General features: G+C 29.0%; 17 protein-coding genes and 1 pseudogene. 6 read left to right on the forward strand and 12 right to left on the reverse strand.

The genetic code is table 11. From position 1 onward, the window contains the following. Positions 1–119 precede the first annotated feature (119 nt). From tig to clpX, 3 genes are all read left to right on the forward strand, one after another. Entirely contained in the window at positions 120–1451 is a 1332-nt protein-coding gene (tig, locus tag BLV71_RS09135; RefSeq protein ID WP_093870249.1) for a trigger factor, read from the forward strand. Positions 1452–1575: 124 nt separating this feature from the next. Continuing rightward, the gene (gene clpP, locus BLV71_RS09140) at positions 1576–2235 is read left to right on the forward strand and encodes an ATP-dependent Clp endopeptidase proteolytic subunit ClpP (protein ID WP_093870250.1); all 660 of its coding nucleotides are present in this window, start codon (positions 1576–1578) and stop codon (positions 2233–2235) included. 79 nt (positions 2236–2314) lie between these two features. Beyond that, complete coding sequence (gene clpX / locus BLV71_RS09145; protein ID WP_093870251.1) at positions 2315–3553, forward strand: ATP-dependent Clp protease ATP-binding subunit ClpX; 1239 nt, start codon at positions 2315–2317, stop codon at positions 3551–3553. 71 nt (positions 3554–3624) lie between these two features. Here the strand turns inward: clpX and BLV71_RS09150 are convergent, their stop codons facing one another. Further along, positions 3625–4932: a leucine-rich repeat domain-containing protein gene (locus tag BLV71_RS09150; RefSeq protein ID WP_093870252.1), complete on the reverse strand. Its 1308-nt coding sequence runs from the start codon at positions 4930–4932 to the stop codon at positions 3625–3627. A gap of 130 nt (positions 4933–5062) precedes the next feature. Here BLV71_RS09150 and dnaG point away from each other — a divergent pair, with 130 nt between their 5' ends. Next, entirely contained in the window at positions 5063–7042 is a 1980-nt protein-coding gene (gene dnaG / locus BLV71_RS09155; protein WP_093870253.1) for a DNA primase, read from the forward strand. A 237-nt stretch (positions 7043–7279) separates the two neighbouring features. On the opposite strand, the gene nadE is transcribed toward dnaG, so the two are convergent. Continuing rightward, complete coding sequence (gene nadE, locus BLV71_RS09160; RefSeq protein WP_093870254.1) at positions 7280–8068, reverse strand: NAD(+) synthase; 789 nt, start codon at positions 8066–8068, stop codon at positions 7280–7282. Positions 8069–8160: 92 nt separating this feature from the next. Here nadE and gldB point away from each other — a divergent pair, with 92 nt between their 5' ends. Beyond that, complete coding sequence (gene gldB / locus BLV71_RS09165; RefSeq protein WP_093870255.1) at positions 8161–9120, forward strand: gliding motility lipoprotein GldB; 960 nt, start codon at positions 8161–8163, stop codon at positions 9118–9120. Next, positions 9120–9458 (forward strand): gliding motility protein GldC, encoded by a 339-nt coding sequence (gldC, locus tag BLV71_RS09170; protein WP_093870256.1) that lies wholly within the window; start codon positions 9120–9122, stop codon positions 9456–9458. The genes gldB and gldC overlap by 1 nt, the downstream gene beginning before the upstream one ends. Before the next feature lie 28 nt (positions 9459–9486). Here gldC and folK read toward each other — a convergent pair whose 3' ends face one another. The 10 genes and pseudogenes from folK to BLV71_RS09220 all read right to left on the reverse strand — a co-directional run bounded on the left by folK (position 9487) and on the right by BLV71_RS09220 (position 22231). Next, positions 9487–10617, reverse strand: a complete 1131-nt coding sequence (gene folK / locus BLV71_RS09175) for a 2-amino-4-hydroxy-6-hydroxymethyldihydropteridine diphosphokinase (protein WP_093870257.1) — start codon at positions 10615–10617, stop codon at positions 9487–9489. Between the two features lie 575 nt (positions 10618–11192). After that, complete coding sequence (locus BLV71_RS09180; RefSeq protein ID WP_093870258.1) at positions 11193–12395, reverse strand: hypothetical protein; 1203 nt, start codon at positions 12393–12395, stop codon at positions 11193–11195. Beyond that, a complete protein-coding gene (locus tag BLV71_RS09185) occupies positions 12388–12930 on the reverse strand; it encodes an RNA polymerase sigma factor (RefSeq protein ID WP_093870259.1) in 543 nt (180 codons plus the stop codon). Before BLV71_RS09185 ends, BLV71_RS09180 begins: the two co-directional genes overlap by 8 nt. An 81-nt stretch (positions 12931–13011) precedes the next feature. Next, positions 13012–13692: a hypothetical protein gene (locus BLV71_RS09190; protein ID WP_093870260.1), complete on the reverse strand. Its 681-nt coding sequence runs from the start codon at positions 13690–13692 to the stop codon at positions 13012–13014. A 21-nt stretch (positions 13693–13713) separates the two neighbouring features. After that, on the reverse strand, positions 13714–14676 hold the full coding sequence (locus BLV71_RS09195) for a C1 family peptidase (RefSeq protein ID WP_093870261.1): 963 nt from the start codon (positions 14674–14676) through the stop codon (positions 13714–13716). A 117-nt stretch (positions 14677–14793) separates the two neighbouring features. After that, a pseudogene (locus tag BLV71_RS09200) lies at positions 14794–17021 on the reverse strand (polyribonucleotide nucleotidyltransferase). 183 nt (positions 17022–17204) lie between these two features. Next, positions 17205–17474: a 30S ribosomal protein S15 gene (gene rpsO, locus BLV71_RS09205; protein ID WP_093870262.1), complete on the reverse strand. Its 270-nt coding sequence runs from the start codon at positions 17472–17474 to the stop codon at positions 17205–17207. A 198-nt stretch (positions 17475–17672) separates the two neighbouring features. Continuing rightward, positions 17673–18530, reverse strand: coding sequence for an acetyl-CoA carboxylase, carboxyltransferase subunit beta (gene accD / locus BLV71_RS09210; protein WP_093870263.1), 858 nt, complete (start codon positions 18528–18530; stop codon positions 17673–17675). An 84-nt stretch (positions 18531–18614) separates the two neighbouring features. Further along, positions 18615–19673 carry a class II fructose-bisphosphate aldolase gene (gene fbaA / locus BLV71_RS09215; RefSeq protein ID WP_093870264.1) on the reverse strand — a complete coding sequence of 353 codons (1059 nt, stop codon included), beginning with the start codon at positions 19671–19673 and terminating at the stop codon, positions 18615–18617. Between the two features lie 89 nt (positions 19674–19762). Then, on the reverse strand, positions 19763–22231 hold the full coding sequence (locus BLV71_RS09220) for a translocation and assembly module lipoprotein TamL (protein WP_093870265.1): 2469 nt from the start codon (positions 22229–22231) through the stop codon (positions 19763–19765). Between the last annotated feature and the right edge of the window lie 68 nt (positions 22232–22299).

Here is a 22299-nt window from a genome sequence, read left to right on the forward strand (position 1 = left end):
TATCAAGATATAAGTCTTGAAAAATAAACAGCAAGTCTTTATTCTTATGGTTAAAAGACTTGGTTCTCAATAAGAAAAGTAGTAATTTTGCACCCGATTTTAAAGAAACAGATTTTAAGATGAACATAACAAAAGAAAACGTAGATGCATTAAATGCAGTTGTAAAAGTTGATATTGTTGCAGACGATTATAAAGAAAAAGTAACAAAAATATTAAACGATTACCGTAAGACAGCTAACATTCCAGGATTTAGGAAAGGTAATGTACCAATGGGAATGGTAAAGAAGCAATATGGTAAATCTGTAATGATTGATGAAGTAAACAAGCTTTTACAAGAATCGTTAAATAAATTTTTAGTAGAAGAGAAGTTAGATATTTTAGGTAATCCATTACCAAAAGTAAATGAAAACTTTTCTTGGGATTCTGAACAATTTTCTTTCGAATTTGAGTTAGGGTTAGCGCCAGAATTTGATGTAGATTTAAAATCTAAAAAAGTAAAGCAATATAATATTGTTGCTACTGATGAATTAATTGAAAAAGAAGTTGAGAATATTCAAAGCCGTTACGGTAATGTTATAACTCAAGAAGTAGCAGAAGAGCATTCAAATGTTACAGGAACTTTTGTTAACGAAGAAAAAGAAATTAACAAAAAAGCTACTTTTTTAGTTAACGATTTAAAAGGAAAGAAAAACGAAAAAAAATTAATAGGAACCAAAGTTGGTGATGTTGTTGAATTAGAAACGAAAAAGCTTTTTGCTGATGACCATAAGTTAGAGCAAATTTTAGGAGTTTCTCATGATGAAGCACATGACTTAGATGTAAAAGTAACATTTACTGTTGAAGAAATTAATGTTACAGAAAAAGCAGAATTAGATCAAGAGTTATTTGAAAAACTTTTTGCTGATGGAAGTGTTAAAACTGTTACTGATTTAAAAGATAAAATTAAAGAAGACGCAGAAAAGCAATTTCAACAACAAGCAGATCAACAATTATTAAACTCAGTAACTGAAACTTTAGTAGAAAATACTAAGTTTGATTTACCTAAAGAGTTTTTACAAAAATGGTTACAAACTGCAGGTGAAAAGCAATTAACTGCTGAAGAAGCTGTAGCTGAATATGAAAAGTCTGAAAAAGGATTACGTTATCAATTAATCGAAGGAAAGATTATGAAAGATAACGATATTAAATTAGATTATGCAGAGTTAACTGATTATGCTAAAGGTTTTATAAGAACTCAAATGGCTCAGTTTGGTAATGCTAATCCTGAAGAAAAAGAGTTAGATGAAATCGCAGGAAGAATTTTATCTAATCAAGATGAAGCACGTCGTTTACAAGAACAATTAATGTCTCAAAAATTAGTAACTTTCTTTAAAGGAAATATGAAATTTGATACTAAAGAAGTATCTTATGAAGATTTCATTAAAGAAGTTTACAACGTAGATAAAAAATAAAAAACAATAACATTGTTTAAAAACCTGAACATATTGTTCAGGTTTTTTTGTTACAAAAGATGGCTATAATATTAATGTAAATGTTCTTATATTTACATCTTTATAACCAGAAAAACATTTTACAATGGATTACGGAAAAGAGTTTGAAAAATACGCAACAAAGCATCATGGAATAAATAGTACATACTTAGGTAAAGTAACTAGTAGCTTAACGCCATATATTATGGAAGAGCGCCAGTTAAACATTACGCAAATGGATGTTTTTTCTCGTTTAATGATGGATAGAATTATATTTTTAGGTACTGGTATTAATGATCAAGTAGCGAATGTAATTCAAGCGCAATTATTATTTTTAGAAAGTGTGGATGCTACTAAAGATATTTCAATATATATTAATTCTCCAGGAGGAGGAGTATATGCTGGTTTAGGAATTTACGATACGATGCAGTTTATAAAACCAGATGTAGCTACAATTTGTACAGGTATGGCAGCATCTATGGGAGCTGTATTAATGTGTGCTGGAGAAAAAGGTAAACGTTCAGCTTTACCTCATTCACGTATCATGATTCACCAACCATTAGGAGGGGCTCAAGGGCAAGCTTCTGATATGGAAATAACAGTAAAAGAAATAGGAAAATTAAAAACAGAATTATATAATATTATTTCTCACCACTCTGGGCAACCTTTTGATAAAGTTCATGAAGATTCTGATAGAGATTATTGGATGAAAGCTGATGAAGCAAAAGCATATGGAATGGTTGATGAAATTTTAACTAGAAAATAATTTCTGAAGTTATTATAAATAAAGAAGTATAGTAATATTCTTATTTAAATAACGACAACAATACAATAAAGCAAGAATAATGTCGAAAGAAGAAAACTTACAATGTTCCTTTTGTGGTAGAAAAAAACCAGAAACAGATTTATTAATAGCAGGTTTAGATGCACATATTTGTGATAAGTGTATTGAACAAGCTCATGGAATAGTTGAAGAGGAAGTAGCAGAAGCTAAAACGAGTAGCTTGTCAAGTGATTTAACCTTAAAAAAGCCAAAAGATATTAAAGCTTTTTTAGATGAATATATCATAGGTCAAAGTCAAACTAAAAAGTCAATGTCTGTAGCTGTATATAATCATTACAAAAGATTATTGCAAACTAAAGATGATGAGAATGAAGTTGAAATTGAAAAGTCAAATATTGTTTTAGTTGGTGAAACAGGAACAGGTAAAACATTAGTAGCACGTACAATTGCTAAAATGTTAAATGTTCCATTTTCAATAGTAGACGCTACTGTTTTAACGCAAGCAGGATACGTAGGAGAAGATGTAGAGAGTATTTTAAGTCGTTTATTACAAGCTGCTGACTATGATGTAGAAAAAGCTGAACGAGGAATTGTTTTTATTGATGAAATAGATAAAATAGCTCGTAAAGGAGATAATCCATCAATTACTAGAGATGTTTCAGGAGAAGGTGTGCAACAAGCTTTATTAAAGCTTTTAGAAGGAGCTGTTGTAAATGTTGCACCTAAAGGTGGACGAAAGCACCCTGAACAAAAATTTATAGAAGTTAATACTAAAGATATTTTATTTATAGCAGGAGGAGCTTTTTCTGGAATTGATAGAATTATAAGTAAGCGTTTAAATATGCAAGCTGTTGGGTACAGTGCTTCTATAGATGAAGATAAGGTTGATGAAAGTAATTTACTACAATACATTATTCCTTCAGATTTAAAAAACTTTGGTTTAATACCTGAAATTATAGGTCGTTTGCCAGTGTTAAGTTATATGAATCCGTTAGACGCTAAAACATTACGTGCTATTTTAACAGAGCCTAAAAACTCGATTATTAAACAATACACCAAGTTATTTGCGATGGATGATGTAGAGTTTTCTATGACAGAAGAAGCATTAATGTTTATTGTAGGAAAAGCTGTTGAATATAAATTAGGAGCACGTGGTTTACGATCATTATGTGAGGCTATTTTAACAGATGCCATGTTTGAGCTTCCAAGTACAGATGACAAAGAATTTATTGTTGACGTAGCGTATGCAGAAAATAAACTTACTAAAAATGCTTTAACAAAATTAAGAGCAGCTTCTTAAGTAAAAAAAACAATAAAAAAAAGCCTCATTTTTAATAAAATGAGGCTTTTTTATGTTAAAAAATGTGCTTTTTAAAGCGCTTTAACTTTACTATGTTTAACTATCCATTCTGAAAGCTGAGCAGCAGTTATGTTATACTTCTGTTGTATTTTACTTTTAACACTTTGTGTATATGAATGGTTTAAAACTAATTTTTCATATTCACCAACAACAGATTTTTTAAATTTCAAATAATAGCTTTCAGTACTTTCTTTTTGAGGTGCTGTTTTTGCTTTTAAAGAAGGAGTACCAAACTGATCTATCCATTTAGTAAGATCACCAGGGTTTAAATTATATTTTTGTTGTATTTCTTCTTTTTTACTTTGTAAATACGAATGGTTTAAAACTAATTTTTCATATTCATTAACGGCTAAATGTTTAAACTTTGAAAAATAAACAGCAGTATTCGTTTTTATAACAGTTTTGTTAGTGTTAGTTAAATTTGAATATTCAGCTATCCATTGACTAAATTGACTACCATCTAAACTATATTTTTGTTGAACTTCAAGTTTCTTGTTATCAAGATGAGAAGGAGCTAAAAGTAATTTGTCATATTCTGTAATTACTGATAGTTGAAACTTTTCATAATAGTTAGCCGCTGTTTCAGTAGATTGATTACTTTTTTCAGTCGTAATAGTTTTTGGTGTGCTAGTCGTTTTAGGAGTACTTTCTACTTTAGTAATTTGTATAGGTGCGCTAGCTTCCATGTTTTCAAGATAAGCTACTGAGCTATCCTTATACCAACCTTCTGAATATTTAGAATAGGTTTCTTTGTTAATTAGAATTTTTTGAAGCTTATTATTACTTGCATCAAAGTTTTCTAAAGCAGTACAATTTTTAATACTTAGTTCAGTAAGTTTATTGTCATTACAATATAAATCCCTCATAGTAGGTTTATCGCCAAGTTTTAAAGAGATTAATTTATTGTTGTCACAACTTACAGAAAATAAATTTGGATTGTTGCTTAAATCTAAAGTTTCAATTTTGTTATCACTACAGTTTAAAAAAGTAATTTCAGTGTTTTTAGAAAGGTCTAGTTTAGTAATTTCATTACCATAACAATCTAAACGTTTTAAGTTTGGAAAGTGTTCAATACCTGATAAATTTTTTATTTTAGAATTAACATTAGGTAATAATTTATTATCCAAAGGAGTATTAATATTTAGGTTTACAACATATCGTGCATCACTAACTAAAATATTTCCATTTAAACCGTTAGTATCAATGTTTAAATCTATTAAAGCCTCTTCAAAACCAATATCAGGTATTATAATTGTTTCCTGCGAAAATAAACTGATTGTAAATAAGATTGAAATACAAAAAGTATTAATTAATTTCATAAATGTATAGAATTTGGGGTCAAATTTATATATTTAATATGCTTTAAAAAAATTAAAGTGTCAACTCGCTTAATTTTTAAAGACAAGAAAAAGGTAAAACTAGTATCTTTGCAGGCCATATTTATACTATATGATTACTCAACAAACAATCGACAGAGTCTTTGAAGTTGCCCAGGTAGAAGAGGTAATAGGAGAGTTTGTACAATTAAAAAAGTCAGGAAGTAGTTTTAAAGGATTAAGTCCTTTTACAGACGAAAGAACCCCTTCTTTTATGGTATCTCCAGTAAAACAAATATGGAAAGATTTTAGTACAGGAAAAGGAGGGAATGCTATTTCATTTTTAATGGAACATGAACATTATACTTATCCTGAGGCAATTAGATGGCTAGCTAAAAAGTATAATATTGAAATTGAAGAAACTGAGCAGTCTGATGAGCAAAAAGAGCAAATGAATGAACGTGAAAGTATGTTTCTAGTTTCAAAATTTGCAAAAGATTATTTTCATGATTTATTAATGAATAGTCAAAACGGACGAGCAATAGGTTTGTCTTACTTCAAAGAAAGAGGTTTTAGAGAAGATATTATCGAAAAATTTGACTTAGGATATTGTAAAGATGAATGGGATAATTTTACAAAAGCTGCATTAGCTAAAGGCTATGATTTAAAATATTTAAAATCTACAGGATTAACAATAGTAAAAGAAGGTGGTGCTCAAGATAGGAAGTTTGACCGTTTTAAAGGGAGAGTAATGTTTCCTATTCATAGTATGTCTGGTAGAATTTTAGGATTTGGAGGAAGAATACTTACTAATGATAAAAAAGCAGCTAAATATTTAAACTCACCAGAAAGTGAAATTTATCATAAAAGTAAAATTTTATACGGACTTTATCATGCTAAAAAAGAAATAGCAAAGCAAGATAATTGTTTCTTAGTAGAAGGGTATACTGATGTTATTTCTTTTTACCAGTCAGGGGTTGAAAATGTAGTAGCTTCTTCTGGTACAGCATTAACTCCCGATCAAATTCGATTGGTAAATAGATTAACAAAAAATATAACGGTTCTTTTTGATGGAGATGCTGCAGGAATTAGAGCTTCTCTTAGAGGTATAGATTTAATTTTGGAGCAAGGAATGAATGTGAAAGTTGTTTCTTTCCCTGAAGGTGAAGACCCTGATAGTTTTGCTAAAGCACATTCTACAGCAGAGTTGAAAAGTTACTTAGAAGAAAAATCACAAGATTTTATTGAATTTAAAGTGTCTCTTTTAATGGAGGAGGCAAAAAATGATCCAGTAAAAAAAGCAGGTTTAATTCGAGATATTGTTACTAGTATTTCTAAAATTCCAGATGGTATCCAGAAAGAGGTGTATGTACAAGAATGTGCCAGAATTATGGATATTTCCGAACGAGTTTTATTTAGTGAGTTAGCTCAGTTAATAAATAAAGGAGCAAGTAAAAACTCTACTCAATCTACTCAACGAGCTTCTGAAAAAACAAAAATGGAGCTTGTTAAAGGGAAAGCTTCAGGTAAAGGTGCGCAAAAAATAGATCAATTAACAATTCTAGAAAAAGAAATTATACGAATTTTGTTGTTGTATGGAAACGAGGTGATTGATTTTATTAACTGGGTAGATGTTGTTGATAAGCATGGAAGACCTATGCTAGAAAAAGAAGAATACCAAAATTCAGTATCAAATGAATTGTACCTGAATTTACAAGAAGATGAAATTGAATTTTCAAATGAATTGTTTAGGTTAACCTATTATGAATTAGTACATCAATTAAATCAAAAAGAAAAAATAGTAATTGATCAGCTAATAATGCATGAAAATACTAATATCTCGAGTTTAGTAACTAATATTTTAATGGATGAAGAAAAATATACATTAAGTAGTTGGGAACGAAAAGAAGTTTTTGTTACCGAAACTGCTAAAATATTGCCAAAATTAGTTACTGATGCTATTTTGAATTTAAGAAGAGTGTTAATAGAAAAGAAAATAGAGGGTATACTTCAGGATATACAAGAAAAGCAAGCAGTTCCTGACTTAGAAGAGATTAGTAATTATACAGAGCTTAAAAAACTTCTTTTTGAAAAACTTAATAGAGTAGTTTAAAAAATAAAAAAAAGATAAAAGGTGTTTTTCCTTTGTGTAAAAAAATACGTTTTATCTTTTTTTTTGTAAATTGCCCTCGAAAAGAATAAAGAAAACTAATCATAACAAATAATCATGAGAAAATTTTTACAAATTTTCGAATTAATTAGGCTAATTATTTTACTCCCCTTTAAAATTTCAAATGGTCAAAAAAAACGAGCGTACAAGAGAATAAAGCAGCAGATGGTATCTGCAAATTTACTTTAAGTCTTTTGGAATCTCGCAAACAGGTATAGGTATCATCTTATGCTGGTTTATTCGGTTGAGTCGGGTGTATATTTTGTATATTTCTAACTTTCTACCAGTGAAATCAGTGCTAATTTTACCCTTTTCCTGCATGTCCATAGCCCATTCTAATTCATCATATGAAGCTCCAATTTGATCTTCATCGGTTCTACTATCTCCAAATAAGCCATCTGTAGGTTGTGCTTTTTGAATTGATGTTGGAACTTCTAAATATTCAGCAAGTTTGTAAACTTCTGATTTTACTAAATTTGCAATGGGGCTTAAATCTACACCACCATCACCATATTTAGTAAAAAAACCTACTCCAAAATCTTCTACTTTATTACCAGTTCCAGCAACTAATAAACCGTGTAATCCAGCAAAATAGTATAACGTAGTCATACGTAAACGAGCACGTGTATTTGCCAGTGCTAAATCTACTTTAGGAGATGAAGTGATTTGTGGAACTACTGTTTTAAAATTTTCAAAAGTACTTGTTAAATTAACTTCAGTTTCGCTAACATTTTTAAATCGTTCTTTTAGTTGTTTTATATGTTCATTAGCTCTATTTACTTGAGAAGTAGCTTGGTGTATTGGTAGTTCGACACACAATGTTGTTAAACCCGTTTCAGCGCATAGGGTAGATGTAACTGCACTATCTATTCCTCCTGAAATTCCAACAACAAAACCACTAACTTTTGCATTAGTAGCGTAATCTTTTAACCATTTAATAATATGCTCAGCAACTTTAGGTGTATCCATTCTATAAGTATTTGTGTGTATAAGTTTTTACTTGGTGAAACTATTTTAGTAATTTCGACGTTGTAAATTTGAATGTAAATATACTAAAGTTAATGCAAAAGTTTTTAGCCCTTTTTTTGATAACAGTGTTGTTTTTTTCTTGTAAAAACGGAAGTAAAGATGAGGTTGATGTGTCTAATATTTCAATAAATTTTAAGCTTGATAGGTTTGATGTAGATTTTTACAATTCACATGAAAAACAGCTAAATGAGTTGAAACAATATTATCCTTTTTTATTTCCTTTTGGTGTACATGATAGTGTTTGGTTAAAGAAAAGGAAAGATAAAGATGAACAAGAATTATTTGTTGAAGTTCAAAAAAAGTACAATAATATAGATGTTTTAAAAAATGAGTTAGCGTTATTGTTTAAGTATGTAAAATATTATAACACGAAATTTAAGAGTCCTAAGGTAGTTACCATGCTTACAAATATTGATTATGATCATAGAGTTGTGTATGCTGATAGTTTGATGTTAATTTCATTAGATTCTTATTTAGGAGAAAAACATGAGTTTTATGGAGAATATCCAGCATATATTAAGCAAAATAATACTAAAGATCGAATAATAATAGATGTTGCTAATTCTATTATAAATAAACAAGTATTGATAGGGAAGGGAAGAACTTTTGTAGATAAGATGGTAGACAAAGGAAAAAAGATGTACTTATTAGATGCCTATGTGCCTATGATTGATGATAGAATAAAGATAGGTTATAATGCGTTGAAATATAGTTGGGCAAAAAATAATGAAGAAGAAATATGGCAGTATTTTATAGAAAAAGATTTGTTGTTTAGTACCGATAAAAGTTTGGACAGAAGATTTTTGGAAATAGCTCCATTTTCTAAATTTTATAAAGAGGAAGATAACTTGTCACCAGGAAGGATAGGAGAGTGGATTGGATGGCAAATTGTTAGGTCATATATGGATAAGAATGATGTATCTTTGCATCAGTTAATACGAACAAGCGAAGAGGAAATCTTTAAAAAATCTAAATATAAACCAAGGAGATAATGAGTGTAGTACATAAATCAGAAATAGCATTTACAGTAGGATTAGACGAAAATAGAATCCCTGAAGAAATTTCATGGAATGCTGAAGACGGTGGGATTAAAAATGAAGAATCTAAAGCAATTATGTTATCTGTTTGGGATCATAAGAAAAAAGACACTTTACGCATGGATTTGTGGACTAAAGACATGCCTGTTGATGAAATGAAGCAGTTTTTTCATCAAACCTTAGTATCTATGGCAGGATCATTTGAAAGAGCTACAAATGATGAGAAAATGAGTGCTACTATGAGAGATTTTTGCGATTATTTTGCAGAAAAATTGGAATTAGTAAAGAAATAAAAAAAAGCAACTTTTAAGTTGCTTTTTTTTATGAAGTATGGTTTTTTATTTTGTTAATTATAAATTCATAATCTTCTGTATTATTAACGAAATCTAAATTAGAAACGTCAATAATTAAAATATTAAGATCTGATTGAGTTTTTATAAAATTACTATAACCGTCATGGATTTTTTGTAAATAACTTGCTTCTATATTTTGTTCATAATCACGTCCTCTTTTCTTTATGTTTTGTAGTAAACGTGTTGTGTTTTGATACAAATAAACATAAAGATCTGGCTTTGTAATTTCTTTATACATCATGTCAAACATCTTCCTGTATAAAGTGTACTCGTCATTCTGAAGAGTAATTTGAGCAAAAATTAATGATTTAAAGATATAATAATCTGAAACTATAAAGTTTTTAAATAAATCAAACTGAGCTAAATCTTCTGAAAGTTGTTGATAACGATCTGCTAAAAAGCTCATTTCTAAAGGAAAAGCATATCGTTCATTGTCGCTATAAAATTTAGGTAAAAACGGATTGTCAGCAAAACGTTCTAATACTATTTTTGCATTAAATTCATCTGCCATCATTTTTGTTAACGATGTTTTACCTGCTCCAATGTTACCTTCAATAGCTATGTAATTATATTTTTCAGTAATTGGTATAGGTCTGTTTAGCTTTTCAGGAATAGTCTTTATATCTGAAGTATCTGAACAGTTATTTAAACAATCAGTTAATTTTATTTTTTCAATAGGATGAATTACATTTTTTGCAATCTCTACCAGTGGAGCAAGGGCGAATTTTCGCTCTAACATTCTTGGATGAGGAACTATTAAGTTTTTTGAAAAAATAATTTCATCGTCAAAAAGAAGAATGTCAAGATCAATAACTCTATCAGAATATCCATTATTATCATTCCTTACTCTACCTAAATCATTCTCGATTTTGAGAAGTGTTGTAATTAATGTTTCTGGTGGTAGATAGGTAGAGACTTTAATGCTAGTATTATAAAAGTTTTTACTACTAAACCCCCAGGAAGGAGTTTCATATATAGAAGCAACTTTTAGTACTGATCCAACTTTATTTGCAATTACATCAATTGCATTTTGAAGATTTTTTAACTTGTCTCCTTGGTTAGTTCCTAATGAAAGGTATGTAATTCGTTGTATTTTCATTTGTAGAATGCAAAGAAAAATAAAATATAAAAGAATATAGAGATAAAGAAGAGTTTTATTTTTTTAGAATATTAAAGTATGATTTTTATTCTAATTGATTCAATTAATAAGTAATGCTTAAATACCATTATGCTAACTTTATAAAAGTAGGGTAAAACACTTTTAATTAGTTATACTACTATAATTAGTTTTTAACTGTTTTACTAATTTAAATGGAAGTAAGAATGAAAATAATGAAAAAAATATCGCAATTACTTGAATTAATCGGGTTAATTATATCCTTGCCTTTTAAAATCTCTAATGGGCAAAAAAAACGAGCATACAGAGAAATAAAAAAACAACTAATCTCTACTAAACTAATTTAAGTTTATTTAGATTAAAAAAAATTGCTTTTTAGGTAGGGTAAAGTAAAATTTAATTGTTTTATAATTGAATTTCTTAATAGAGTAAGGTTTTTTGCTAAGATCGTAATTGGGGAATTAGATCTTGATTTATAAAAAAATCTCTTAATTCAAAAGGCTACCAATTCTTGGTAGCCTTTTAGCTTTTTAATTTTTTTAAAGTGAAAAATTTAATTAAAATTTATAGTTAAAGCCAATTTGCAGACCTATACTGTAAGGTAGGCCTGCTGATTTATTTTGTAAGTTGAAATACTTTTTATAATTTAATTCCAAATTTAAATAAGTATTTTTAAATAAATTCAACTCTGAAGAAACTCCTAGGTTTAATGAGCTCGCTTTATCATTAAATAAATTGTTATAACCAATATCGAGTTTTTCATTTTTAGAAGTACTTATATATATGGTGTTGTTTTCTTGATATATCATGCTGTATCCAATTATGGTACTTAAATTATAACGCCCTTTTAAAATTTGATACTTCATTTCTAATGGAAATTCTAAATAGTTAAGCTCTTGAGTTATATTAAATAAATTATCATTGCCAATAAAATTAAAAATATCATTATTGTTGCTAATGAATGATATTCCAGATTGTTTTAGAGTTGTTGAAATTTGATTGTTGATGTTTTTTGTTTGAATGTTGTTGATACTGTTTTTTAATCTTAGCTTTTGTATACCAAGCCTTATTAAAAGATTATTGTTAATTCTGTAATTAAAATACATTCCATAGTTATAGGAGAAGGAATTATTTGTTGTATTTGATCCAAGTTTATTGCTATAAATATCATTTAAATTACTTAATGAACTAAAGTGGTTAACTCCAAAATTTGCAGTGATACTTATTTTACTTTTACTTTTTTTTGATTGATTTTTATAGGTATTTTTATTTAGTATGTAAATAGAGTTTGTGTTCTTATATGGTTTAATACCCATGGCTTTAAGCTTAGTATAACTTTTTTTAGTATTAATACCATGTTTAAATATTAGTGTTGTTTCATGTGTTAGAGCAACTTTCTTATCAATACTTTTATGTTTAGCTTTTTTAGAAGTTAAATTATTTTCTTTCCCTTTTCTCTTGTCTTCTATGCTTATATAGCTGGCTAGTGCTTTTTCTTTTTGTATGATTTCAAGTGGATTATTATTGTTGAGTTTTTCTGTTTTATCTATCGATTTTAAAGCTGTTTTCTTTAGTTTTAAATGTATTGTTAACGCTAACAAGCTTACTAAAATTAATATGATGATTATTCTTTTTGTCCAGTTTTTCTTTTTTTGATTAAGTTCTGATGTAATATTTGCCCAAACAAAATCATCAGGAGTATCTTTGTAGCCTTCTAACCTATCTTTAAAAACAGCACCTATCTCTTTATTATTATTCATGTGAATTGTTTGTTTTTTTATAGTTTAGAACTTTGTTTTTTAATACTTTTTTTGCTCTAAATAAATTAGATTTAGAAGTTCCTTCTGATATAGAAAGCATTGTAGATATTTCTTTATGTGAGTAATTATCTAGTTCATATAAATTGAAACAGATTCTATATTGATCTGGTAATTCTTGAATGAATTTTAATATGATGGACAATGGTATTTCTTTTATTGGAGGTATTTCTATATTAGCTTTTAAATGTATGTCTTTTAGAGGAGTGTTTGATTTTATGTTTTTTTTGTATTTGTCAATAGCTTTATTAATTGTAATTCTTTTCATCCAACCTTCAAAAGATCCTTTGTTATTAAATTTTTTTATATTATTTAGAATTTCAATGAATGAATCTTGAAGATTGTCTTGTGCTTCTTCTCTATTTATACAATACTTTAAGGATACACCAAATAATACATCTTTATATAGTTTATAAAGTGCGTTCTGTGCTTGATGCTCTTTTTTTATACAAGAATTAATTAATTTTTCTAATTCCAATGTTTTATTTCTTTAACATATATATATGTAATTTTAATTAAGAAGAGATACAATATAAATAATATTAAATAGAGAAATGATTTATAGTTTTACAGCATTCCATATACCTGGTGAAAGATACACATGTTTATATGTACCTCTTAATGTCATTTCATCTAGTGTTCCTGTGTATATATAAGTACATTTATTTAATTCTGGTTTGTTACCATTGAATATGTATGTTAAAGTATTTCCATTTAAAGACCAGGTTCCATATGTTTTATATAAACGTACTCCATTATCTGTTAACTCCTCAAATTTTGTGGAATTGTTTTCATAAAACTCTACTTCTGAATTTATTTTATAATTATTTTTAGGATAAATAGTTAGCATTTTCCAAATTGTATTTTTAAAAGGTAATGTAGCAAATACTTTTTCTTCACTATATAATATATCTTTCTGAGTTTTAATAAATGACCTGAAATAATAAGTTGTATTAACTAATAATCCTTCAATTTTTGTGATATAATTTTTTTTAGATTTATCTTCAATAAATGTATAATCATTTATAGTTGGTTTCGGTTCTAGGCTCCAACAAATACCATATTCAATTAAATTATTACTGTTATGCTTTGAGTTAATTTTTATTGAGGTAAAAGTTTTTTGAGAAGAATTTATAATTGATGGTTTTTCTATAAAGTTTAGATTCAATTTTTCTTCTGAGCAGCTAATAAATATTTGAATTGAGAAAAATAATAATGCTAATAGTGTTAGTTTTTTCATTTTTAATTATTTTATGTTTAGTTAATCTGCATCATATGCTACATAAGCACTAGTAAGCCCTTTTTGGTAGTCTTTGTTGTTTTTTTTAAGAAAAAAATTATAATTAACCCAACAATACCCTTCGTTACCCCAGTTTGTTCCCCAGGAATTAACAATGTTAAAGGCATTCATAGTATCATCATATCCAACTATTAAAATTGCATGTCCACAAAGCCCTTCAATAGGGTTTTTGCTATAAGTATTGGTAATATATTGTCCCTTTTGATTTTCGAAAACTAGATTTTCAAAGTCCATTGAAATTACAACAGGTTGTTTTTGGTTGAGTAATGTTTTTATTAGGTTTATTAGAGTGTATCTTTTTTGAGTAATTGTATCAGGAACACTCACGTAATAATATTCTTTTATTTTATTTTTTTCAGCTAAAGCAAGTTGCTTGTTAGTAGGTAAAGTTGAGCAAGCGATATCTGTATAAGGAAACTCTTTCCAACTAGTTGTTCCTTGACTTTTTAAAAGTTCTAGAGCATTTTGAATGTTAGATCCTGATAAACAGTTTGAGTTTTCTTTAGTTTGGTTATAGACAAAAGAAGGGCTCATTACATCTTTATATGAGCTGTACTCATAGTTATGTTGTGTTTTTTCTTGATAACTTTTTAAATAATAGCTTGTAGCCCATGCTACACAACTTCCTTGATGACCTTGACTTCTAACCGGTGGCATATCGGTTGATAGATCAATAATATTAGGTAAACTATCAGGGATTGTAATTAAATTTATTAACTCAGATGATGAAGTTTTTTTTAAAGCACTATTACAAGCACTTCCTGTTTGGTTTGGATCGTATGGAGATTCTTCTGAAATAATTATATCCGGAACAAAAATAGGAGGGGTTTCATTTTCAAGAGGGAATTGATTATATGAATATTCGCAGCTATTTATAAACAATACAGATAGGGAAATAATAAATAGATGAATCCTTTTTTTCATTTTAAATAATTTAGAGTATTATTTAATAGTCTGAGTAATCAAAAAAGGTTGCGTTAAAATCAAAAAAAATCGCCAAAAATATTTTTTGGCGATTTTTTTTATAACTAAATAAAGTTTTTAGTCTTCTTTTTTAGCTTCTCTAGGCTTTCTATCATCACGACGATTGTCACGCCCACGATTATTATCCCTATTTCTATTATTATCTCTAGGAGGTCTAGCTACATAACCTTCAGGTTTAGGTAACAATGCTTTTCTAGAAACTTTTTCTTTACGAGTTTTAGGATCAATTCCGAAATACTTTACATCAAGTACGTCACCTAATTTAACAACGTCAGTTACATTATTTGTGCGTTCCCAAGCTAATTCACTTACGTGTAGTAAAACTTCATTACCAGGAGCCTCAGCATATTCTACTACAGCACCAAAGTCTAAAATTTTAATTACTTTAACTTGATAAACAGAACCTCTTTCAGGTTTGAACATCATTGACTCAATACGAGCTATAACTTTTTCAATTCCTTCTGGGCTTGTTCCTAAAATTTCAACAATTCCTTCTTCAGTAACAGGATCTTCATTGATAACAATTGTAGTTTCTGTTTCTTTTTGTAATTCTTGAATATGTTTACCACCTGGTCCAATAAAAGCACCAATCATATCATTAGGGATAGTTCTGGTAATCATTTTTGGAGCATGCGCTTTAACCTCTTCACTAGGTTGAGCAATAGTATCTGTTAATTTTTCTAAGATATGTAAACGACCTTCACGAGCTTGTTTTAATGCATTTACTAAAATTTCATAAGATAAACCCTTAACCTTAATGTCCATTTGACAAGCAGTAATACCATCAGCAGTACCAGTAACTTTAAAGTCCATATCACCTAAATGATCTTCATCTCCTAAAATATCAGATAAAACAGCATAACGATCACCATCAGAAATTAATCCATAGCAATACCAGAAACTGGTTTTTTTAGTTGAACTCCAGCATCCATTAATGCCATCGTTCCAGAACATACAGTTGCCATTGAAGAAGAACCGTTAGATTCTAATACTTCAGATACAACACGAACTGTATAAGGACAATCAGCAGGAATCATTCCTTTTAATGCACGTTGTGCTAAATTACCGTGCCCAACTTCTCTTCTAGAAGTTCCTCTTAATGGTCTAGCTTCACCTGTACAAAAAGGAGGGAAGTTATAATGTAAATAAAATGTTTCTTCACCTTCATAAGATGGCATATCTATTTGATTTGCTTCTCTAGAAGTTCCTAATGTTACTGTTGCTAAAGCTTGAGTTTCCCCACGTGTAAAAATAGAAGAACCATGAGTAGAAGGTAAATAATCAACCTCACACCAAATTGGTCTGATATCTGTAGTTTTACGTCCATCTAAACGTAAACCTTCTGAAAGAGTTAGTTCTCTAACAGCATTTTTTTGAGCTTTATTGAAGTATTTTCCAATTAAACTTCCAAAGTCAGTAATTTCTTCTTCTGTAAATGAAGCAACAATTTCTTCTTTTACTTCAGAAAAAGCTAAACCTCTTTCTTTCTTAGAAGTTCCTTTTTTAGCTATATCATAACATTTTTGGTAAGCAGCATCATGAATTTTCTTTGCTAATTCCTCATCTTCTCTTTCTGGTTCATATTCACGAGTTTCTTTTTTACCGAAAGCTTCCGCTAAACGTACTTGTGCAGCACATTGTACTTTAATAGCTTCATGAGCAAATTTAATAGCATCAGCCATTTCCTCTTCAGTAACCTCATCCATTTCTCCTTCTACCATCATTACAGAGTCAGCAGAAGCACCAATCATCATGTCTAAATCAGCATCAGCTAATTGAGTTCTGTTAGGATTGATAACGAATTCACCGTTTACTCTAGCAACTCTTACTTCTGAAATAGGAGTTTCAAAAGGAATGTCACTTAATTGAATTACCGTTGAAGCAGCTAAACCAGCTAAAGCATCTGGCATAACATTTTCGTCATGAGACATTAACTGAATCATTACTTGCGTTTCTGCATGGTAATCTTTAGGGAATAATGGACGTAATACACGATCCACTAAACGCATTGTTAATACTTCTCCATCACTAGGTCTTGCTTCTCTTTTAAAGAAACCACCAGGATAACGACCTGCAGCTGCAAATTTTTCTCTATAGTCTACAGTTAATGGTAAAAAATCAACATCAGATTGTTTGTAGTTAGATACAACTGTACATAACAACATTGCTTTTCCCATTTGAACAACAACTGAACCGTGTGCTTGTTTTGCTAATTTACCCGTTTCTAATGAAATGGTTCTTCCATCTCCAAGGTCAATGACCTCTCTAAATACTTTTGGAATCATAAAATGTTTTTTCTAAAAATTTTAATTCGTTTTTTGTGTTGTTGTGTTGCTGTTGTTTCAATGGAAGTATAAATACTTTTAATTGAAGTTTTTAAAATGAAAAACGAAGTTAAAAGTAATGAATTTTATTCAATTTTTTACAATAAAAAAGAGGCAGGAAATTCCTGCCTCTTTTTGTAAGGATTATTTTCTAATACCTAATTCTTTGATAATTGCACGATATCTGTTGATTTCTTTTTTCTTTAAGTAATCTAACAAACTTCTACGCTTACCTACCATCTTTACTAAAGAACGCTCAGTGTTAAAATCTTTACGATTTCTTTTTAAGTGCTCAGTTAAATGGTTAATTCTGTGCGTAAATAACGCAATTTGTCCTTCTGCTGTTCCAGTATCGTTGTTACCTTTACCGTGTTTAGCAAAAATTTCTTGTTTTACTTCTTTAGTTAAATACATACCAATATTGTTTAAATGATTTTAATGTACTCAATGATTTTTCATTGAAGGTGCAAATGTACAATTATTTTTTTATGATAAACTTAATTAGATAAGAAAAATACAATAGCAGTTAATGATGTTAATTATTATGTAATCAGATAGATATTGTATTTATCTTGTAAAAAGAAAAAAGCCAGTTTTAGCTGGCTTTTAGTTTTATGCTCTAATAGGTTGATTTTGTATTAGGTCAATATATAAGTTAACCTGTTGTTTTAGGTGTTTTCTTTCATAAATTCCATCAAGGAAACCATGTTCTAATACAAATTCAGAACGCTGAAAACCTTCAGGTAATTCCTTACCTGTTGTGTCTTTTACAACACGTGGACCTGCAAAAGCAATTAATGCATTTGGTTCAGCAATATTAATATCACCAAGCATTGCAAAAGAAGCTGTTGTTCCTCCAGTTGTTGGATCTGTACATAATGAAATGTATGGAATTTTTGCATCTGCTAATTGCGCTAATTTAGCTGAAGTTTTTACTAATTGCATTAATGATAAAGATGCTTCCATCATACGTGCTCCTCCAGATTTAGAAACCATTAAGAAAGGCAATTCGTTTTTGATTGAATAATCAATAGCACGTGCTATTTTTTCTCCAACAACACTTCCCATTGAGCCACCAATAAAAGCAAAATCCATTGAAGCAATAACAATGTCTTTCCCCATTGATTTCCCAACGGCAGTTCTAACAGCATCTTTTAATCCTGTTTTCTTTTGAGCAGCCTTTAAGCGATCTGGATATTTTTTAGTGTCTTCAAATTTTAAAGGGTCTTTCGCAGTTAATTTTGCATCTAACTCTTTAAATTCATTATTGTCAAAAAACAATTCAAAATATTCTTTACTACCTATTCTTACATGGTATCCATCTTCAGGACTTACATATAAGTTTTTCTTTAATTCTTCAGTATCAATAACCTTTCCACTTGGGGTTTTGTACCACAAGCCTTTAGGTGTGTCTTTTTTTTCTTCAGTTGGGGTCTGAATTCCTTTGTCTTTACGTTTAAACCAAGCCATAATATTCGTCTATAGTTATTTGTTTATGTGTATTTGGTTTTCTTTTTCTGTTGCTTATTTTCTTTTTTTGAAAAAGCTAAATTACTATAAAGTATTAACATTATTTAAATCTTCGAAAGCCTTTTTTAATCTTGCTTTAAATGTTTGCTCTCCTTCACGCAACCATTTACGAGGATCGTAGTATTTTTTATTAGGTACATCGCTACCTTCAGGGTTACCTATTTGTGCTTGTAAATATGCTGATTTCTCAGTGATGTAATCACGAATACCTTCTGTAAAAGCATATTGTAAATCAGTATCAATATTCATTTTAATTACACCGTATCCAATTGCTTCACGAATTTCTTCTATAGTAGATCCTGAACCTCCATGAAAAACGAAATCTATCGTATTATGAGGAACATTGTATTTTTTAGATATGTACTCTTGAGAGTTCTTTAAAATTTTTGGAGTTAATTTTACATTTCCAGGTTTATAAACACCATGAACATTTCCAAAAGCTGCAGCAATGGTAAATTGATCACTTACTTTTAGTAATTCTTCGTAAGCATAAGCTACTTCTTCTGGTTGTGTATATAGTTTAGAAACATCTACATCAGAATTATCAACACCATCTTCTTCACCACCAGTAATTCCTAATTCAATTTCTAAAGTCATACCCATTTTACTCATTCGAGCTAAGTATTTTTTACAAATCTCTATGTTTTCTTCAAGTGGTTCTTCACTTAAATCAATCATATGAGAACTATATAATGACTTACCTGTTTCTTTATAAAACTCTTCACTTGCGTCTAATAAACCATCAATCCAAGGTAATAGTTTTTTAGCAGCGTGGTCAGTATGTAAAATTACTGGTATACCATAAGCTTCAGCTAATAAATGTATATGTTTTGCTCCAGCTACAGCTCCAGCAATGGCAGATTTTTCGTTTTCATTAGATAAACCTTTTCCAGCATTGAATTGCGCACCTCCATTAGAAAATTGAATAATTACAGGTGAATTTAATTCTTTTGCAGTTTCTAAAACTGTATTAATTGTATTTGAACCTACAACATTAACTGCGGGTAAGGCAAAGTTTTTTTCTTTTGCTAATTTAAAAATCTCTTGAACTTCTTTACCTGTGGCAACTCCAGCTTTAATCATTTTTTAATTTTTAGTTTACAGTTGTTTTGAATGACAAATCTACACTTTTTTAGCTAAGTTCCGATGATTTTTTTATGATAACGTTTTCGTTAAAATGGGTAGTTAATACCTATGTTTAATACTGAACTAGAGAAATTAAAATTATTAAACCATTTATTTTCGGGTAAGTATGGTTCATGAATCTTAAACCCTAAATCTAATCGTGCTATTAAAAATTTGAAGTCATACCGTAAACCAAAACCACTAGCTACCGCTAAATCTTTTATTGATTTAAAGCCATTAAATTTTTCAGATTCATCAATAACATCAGAGTTATTAATGCTCCATATGTTACCAGCATCGGTAAATAAAGCTCCTTTAAGAGACCCTAGTATGTCAAATCGATATTCAAAACTTGTTAGAAATTTAAAACTACCAATGTTATATTCTAAACCAGGAGGTCTTGTCCCTGGTCCTAAATCATAGGTTCTCCATGCTCTAATATCATTTGATCCTCCAGCAAAATAACTACGTGAAAATGGAATATCTGAATTATTATACGTAAAAATAGCTCCTAAAAAAGTTCTATGCGCAAGAACAGAGTTATTACCTAGTTTCCAATATTTTTTATATTCTATATCTGTTTTGAAATATTGAGCTACAGGGATTTTAAATACAGTAGATTGGTTGTTTTCATTTTTTTGTTTTGATAAAATTCCCATTACATTACCGGAGTTTGCTACCCGTATTTTAAAAAAAGAGAAACTTTGATCTTTAGCACTTTGTTGATTGTTGTAGGTGAAACTGTAAGCAATTTCGGGAATTAAAAAATCTGAAGTAACTATTTGGTATCTATTAATGATATTTAAAATTGTTCTTGCATCATCAGGATCGCTTATGCTGCTCGTTATATCTCCAACATATTGTCTTATTTGATTAAAGTTTCCAGAGATATTTAAAGGAATAGGTATAGAAGGGGCTGCTACTTTTCCAATTGCTACCAGCTTATTGTATTCTGACCTATAAATTGAAAAATAGTTTTCAACATTTAAGTTACGAATATATTGCGCGTTTATTAACTCTAATTGTATTGTTTTTTTTCGATTATACTTCCATTTATAATCAATTCCAAGAGATATATTTTGTTTATCTAATCCTATGTTTTTTTGGATATTTATCCCTGCAAAGAATTTTGTTTTAGGAAACATTCTTTTAGGAACAAATTTATGTAGCCCAAAAGGAGCCATGAACCTAGGAACTTCCAATGAAATATTACTTCCTAATTCCCAACCAGGACCATTATTAGAATTAAAGTAAGAACCAAGTGCGGATAATTTAAATATTTCAGCACCTTTAAATGTGTTTCTATTAACTAAAGAAAACTTTCCAGAAATATCAAAATTTCTAATATTAGACCGCGATAATTCAGTGTCAAATCCTAAAGTGTATTTTTCTTTTGGGGTTAAATAAATGTTTGCTTCTAATTCATGATCGTTTAATTCATTGAACCTAATAGAAGTCGATTTAAAGTTTTTTAAACCTCTTAAGTGTGTTCTTGTTAAATTTCGGAGTGTATCACTATACACACTGTTTGGTTTTATAAATAATGATTGTGATAAATATTTAGGATTGTATTTTTGCTTTTCATGAGCTAGATAATTAACGCTTTTATATAATACTGAATCTTTATAGGGAGTATTCTTTTTACTGTAAGAATAATCAGTAACAACATTTATTCTTTTTATTTTTTGAATTTTATATGGTTTTGAAAAATAATTCCCATTTTCTTCAACTGTTCTATCTGAAATAACTAATTCAACGTTTGTTTTATAGCTTGCAGTATCAGATACATAAAAATCGATACTATTATTTTTATCAAAGTGAAAAATACCGTTATTTCTAAAAAGTTTTGTTAATCTATTAGCTTCATCAATAAAATTTTGATCATTATATTGTTGGTTTGATTTTAAGAAGCTTTTGTATTTGTTAATCTTATATATAGAGTCTAGAATTGGAGATTTAATTTCTCTAAAAATAGTATCTAAAAATAAAGCTTTTCCTTTCTTTATATGATACGATATAGCTCCCTTTTTATTAGATATAGTATCTTTTTTTGACGTTACTTTAGCTTTGAAATAACCATGGTTTTGCAAGTAAGTATTTAAATTTTCTATTGTCCTTTTGGTTTTTCTATCATTAATAATAATAGGAGCTTGTCCACTTTTTAGAAACCAATTATTAAAGCTGATAGCAGACTTCGCAACAGATATACTTTGTTTTTCTGAGAAGGTATTTTTAAAGAAAGAGTATGTTTTAGGGTGTTTTTTACCCCACTTACTAGGCGTTTTAGGGCCTTCAGGATTACCTATATTATAAAAATATAAAGATAAAGGTAGACCAAAAGTTTTAGCATTTGGGCGTTGTATTAAAAGTTCATTTAAACTTTCATCTGAAGTTTTTACACTATCAACAAATATGGTATTTCTTGCTAATAGCAACTCGTTTTTTTTTACATATTTTATTGTATTACAAGAATAGAATAATACCAATAATAAAAGGATGAAAGAAAGTTTTTTCATTAACTTTACGCCTCGAATTTAATTACCAAAAATACTGTTTTTTGGTGGTTTTATAATGTTAAAAATTA

The organism is Tenacibaculum sp. MAR_2010_89 (assembly GCF_900105985.1).
GTDB classification, from domain to species: domain Bacteria; phylum Bacteroidota; class Bacteroidia; order Flavobacteriales; family Flavobacteriaceae; genus Polaribacter; species Polaribacter halocynthiae.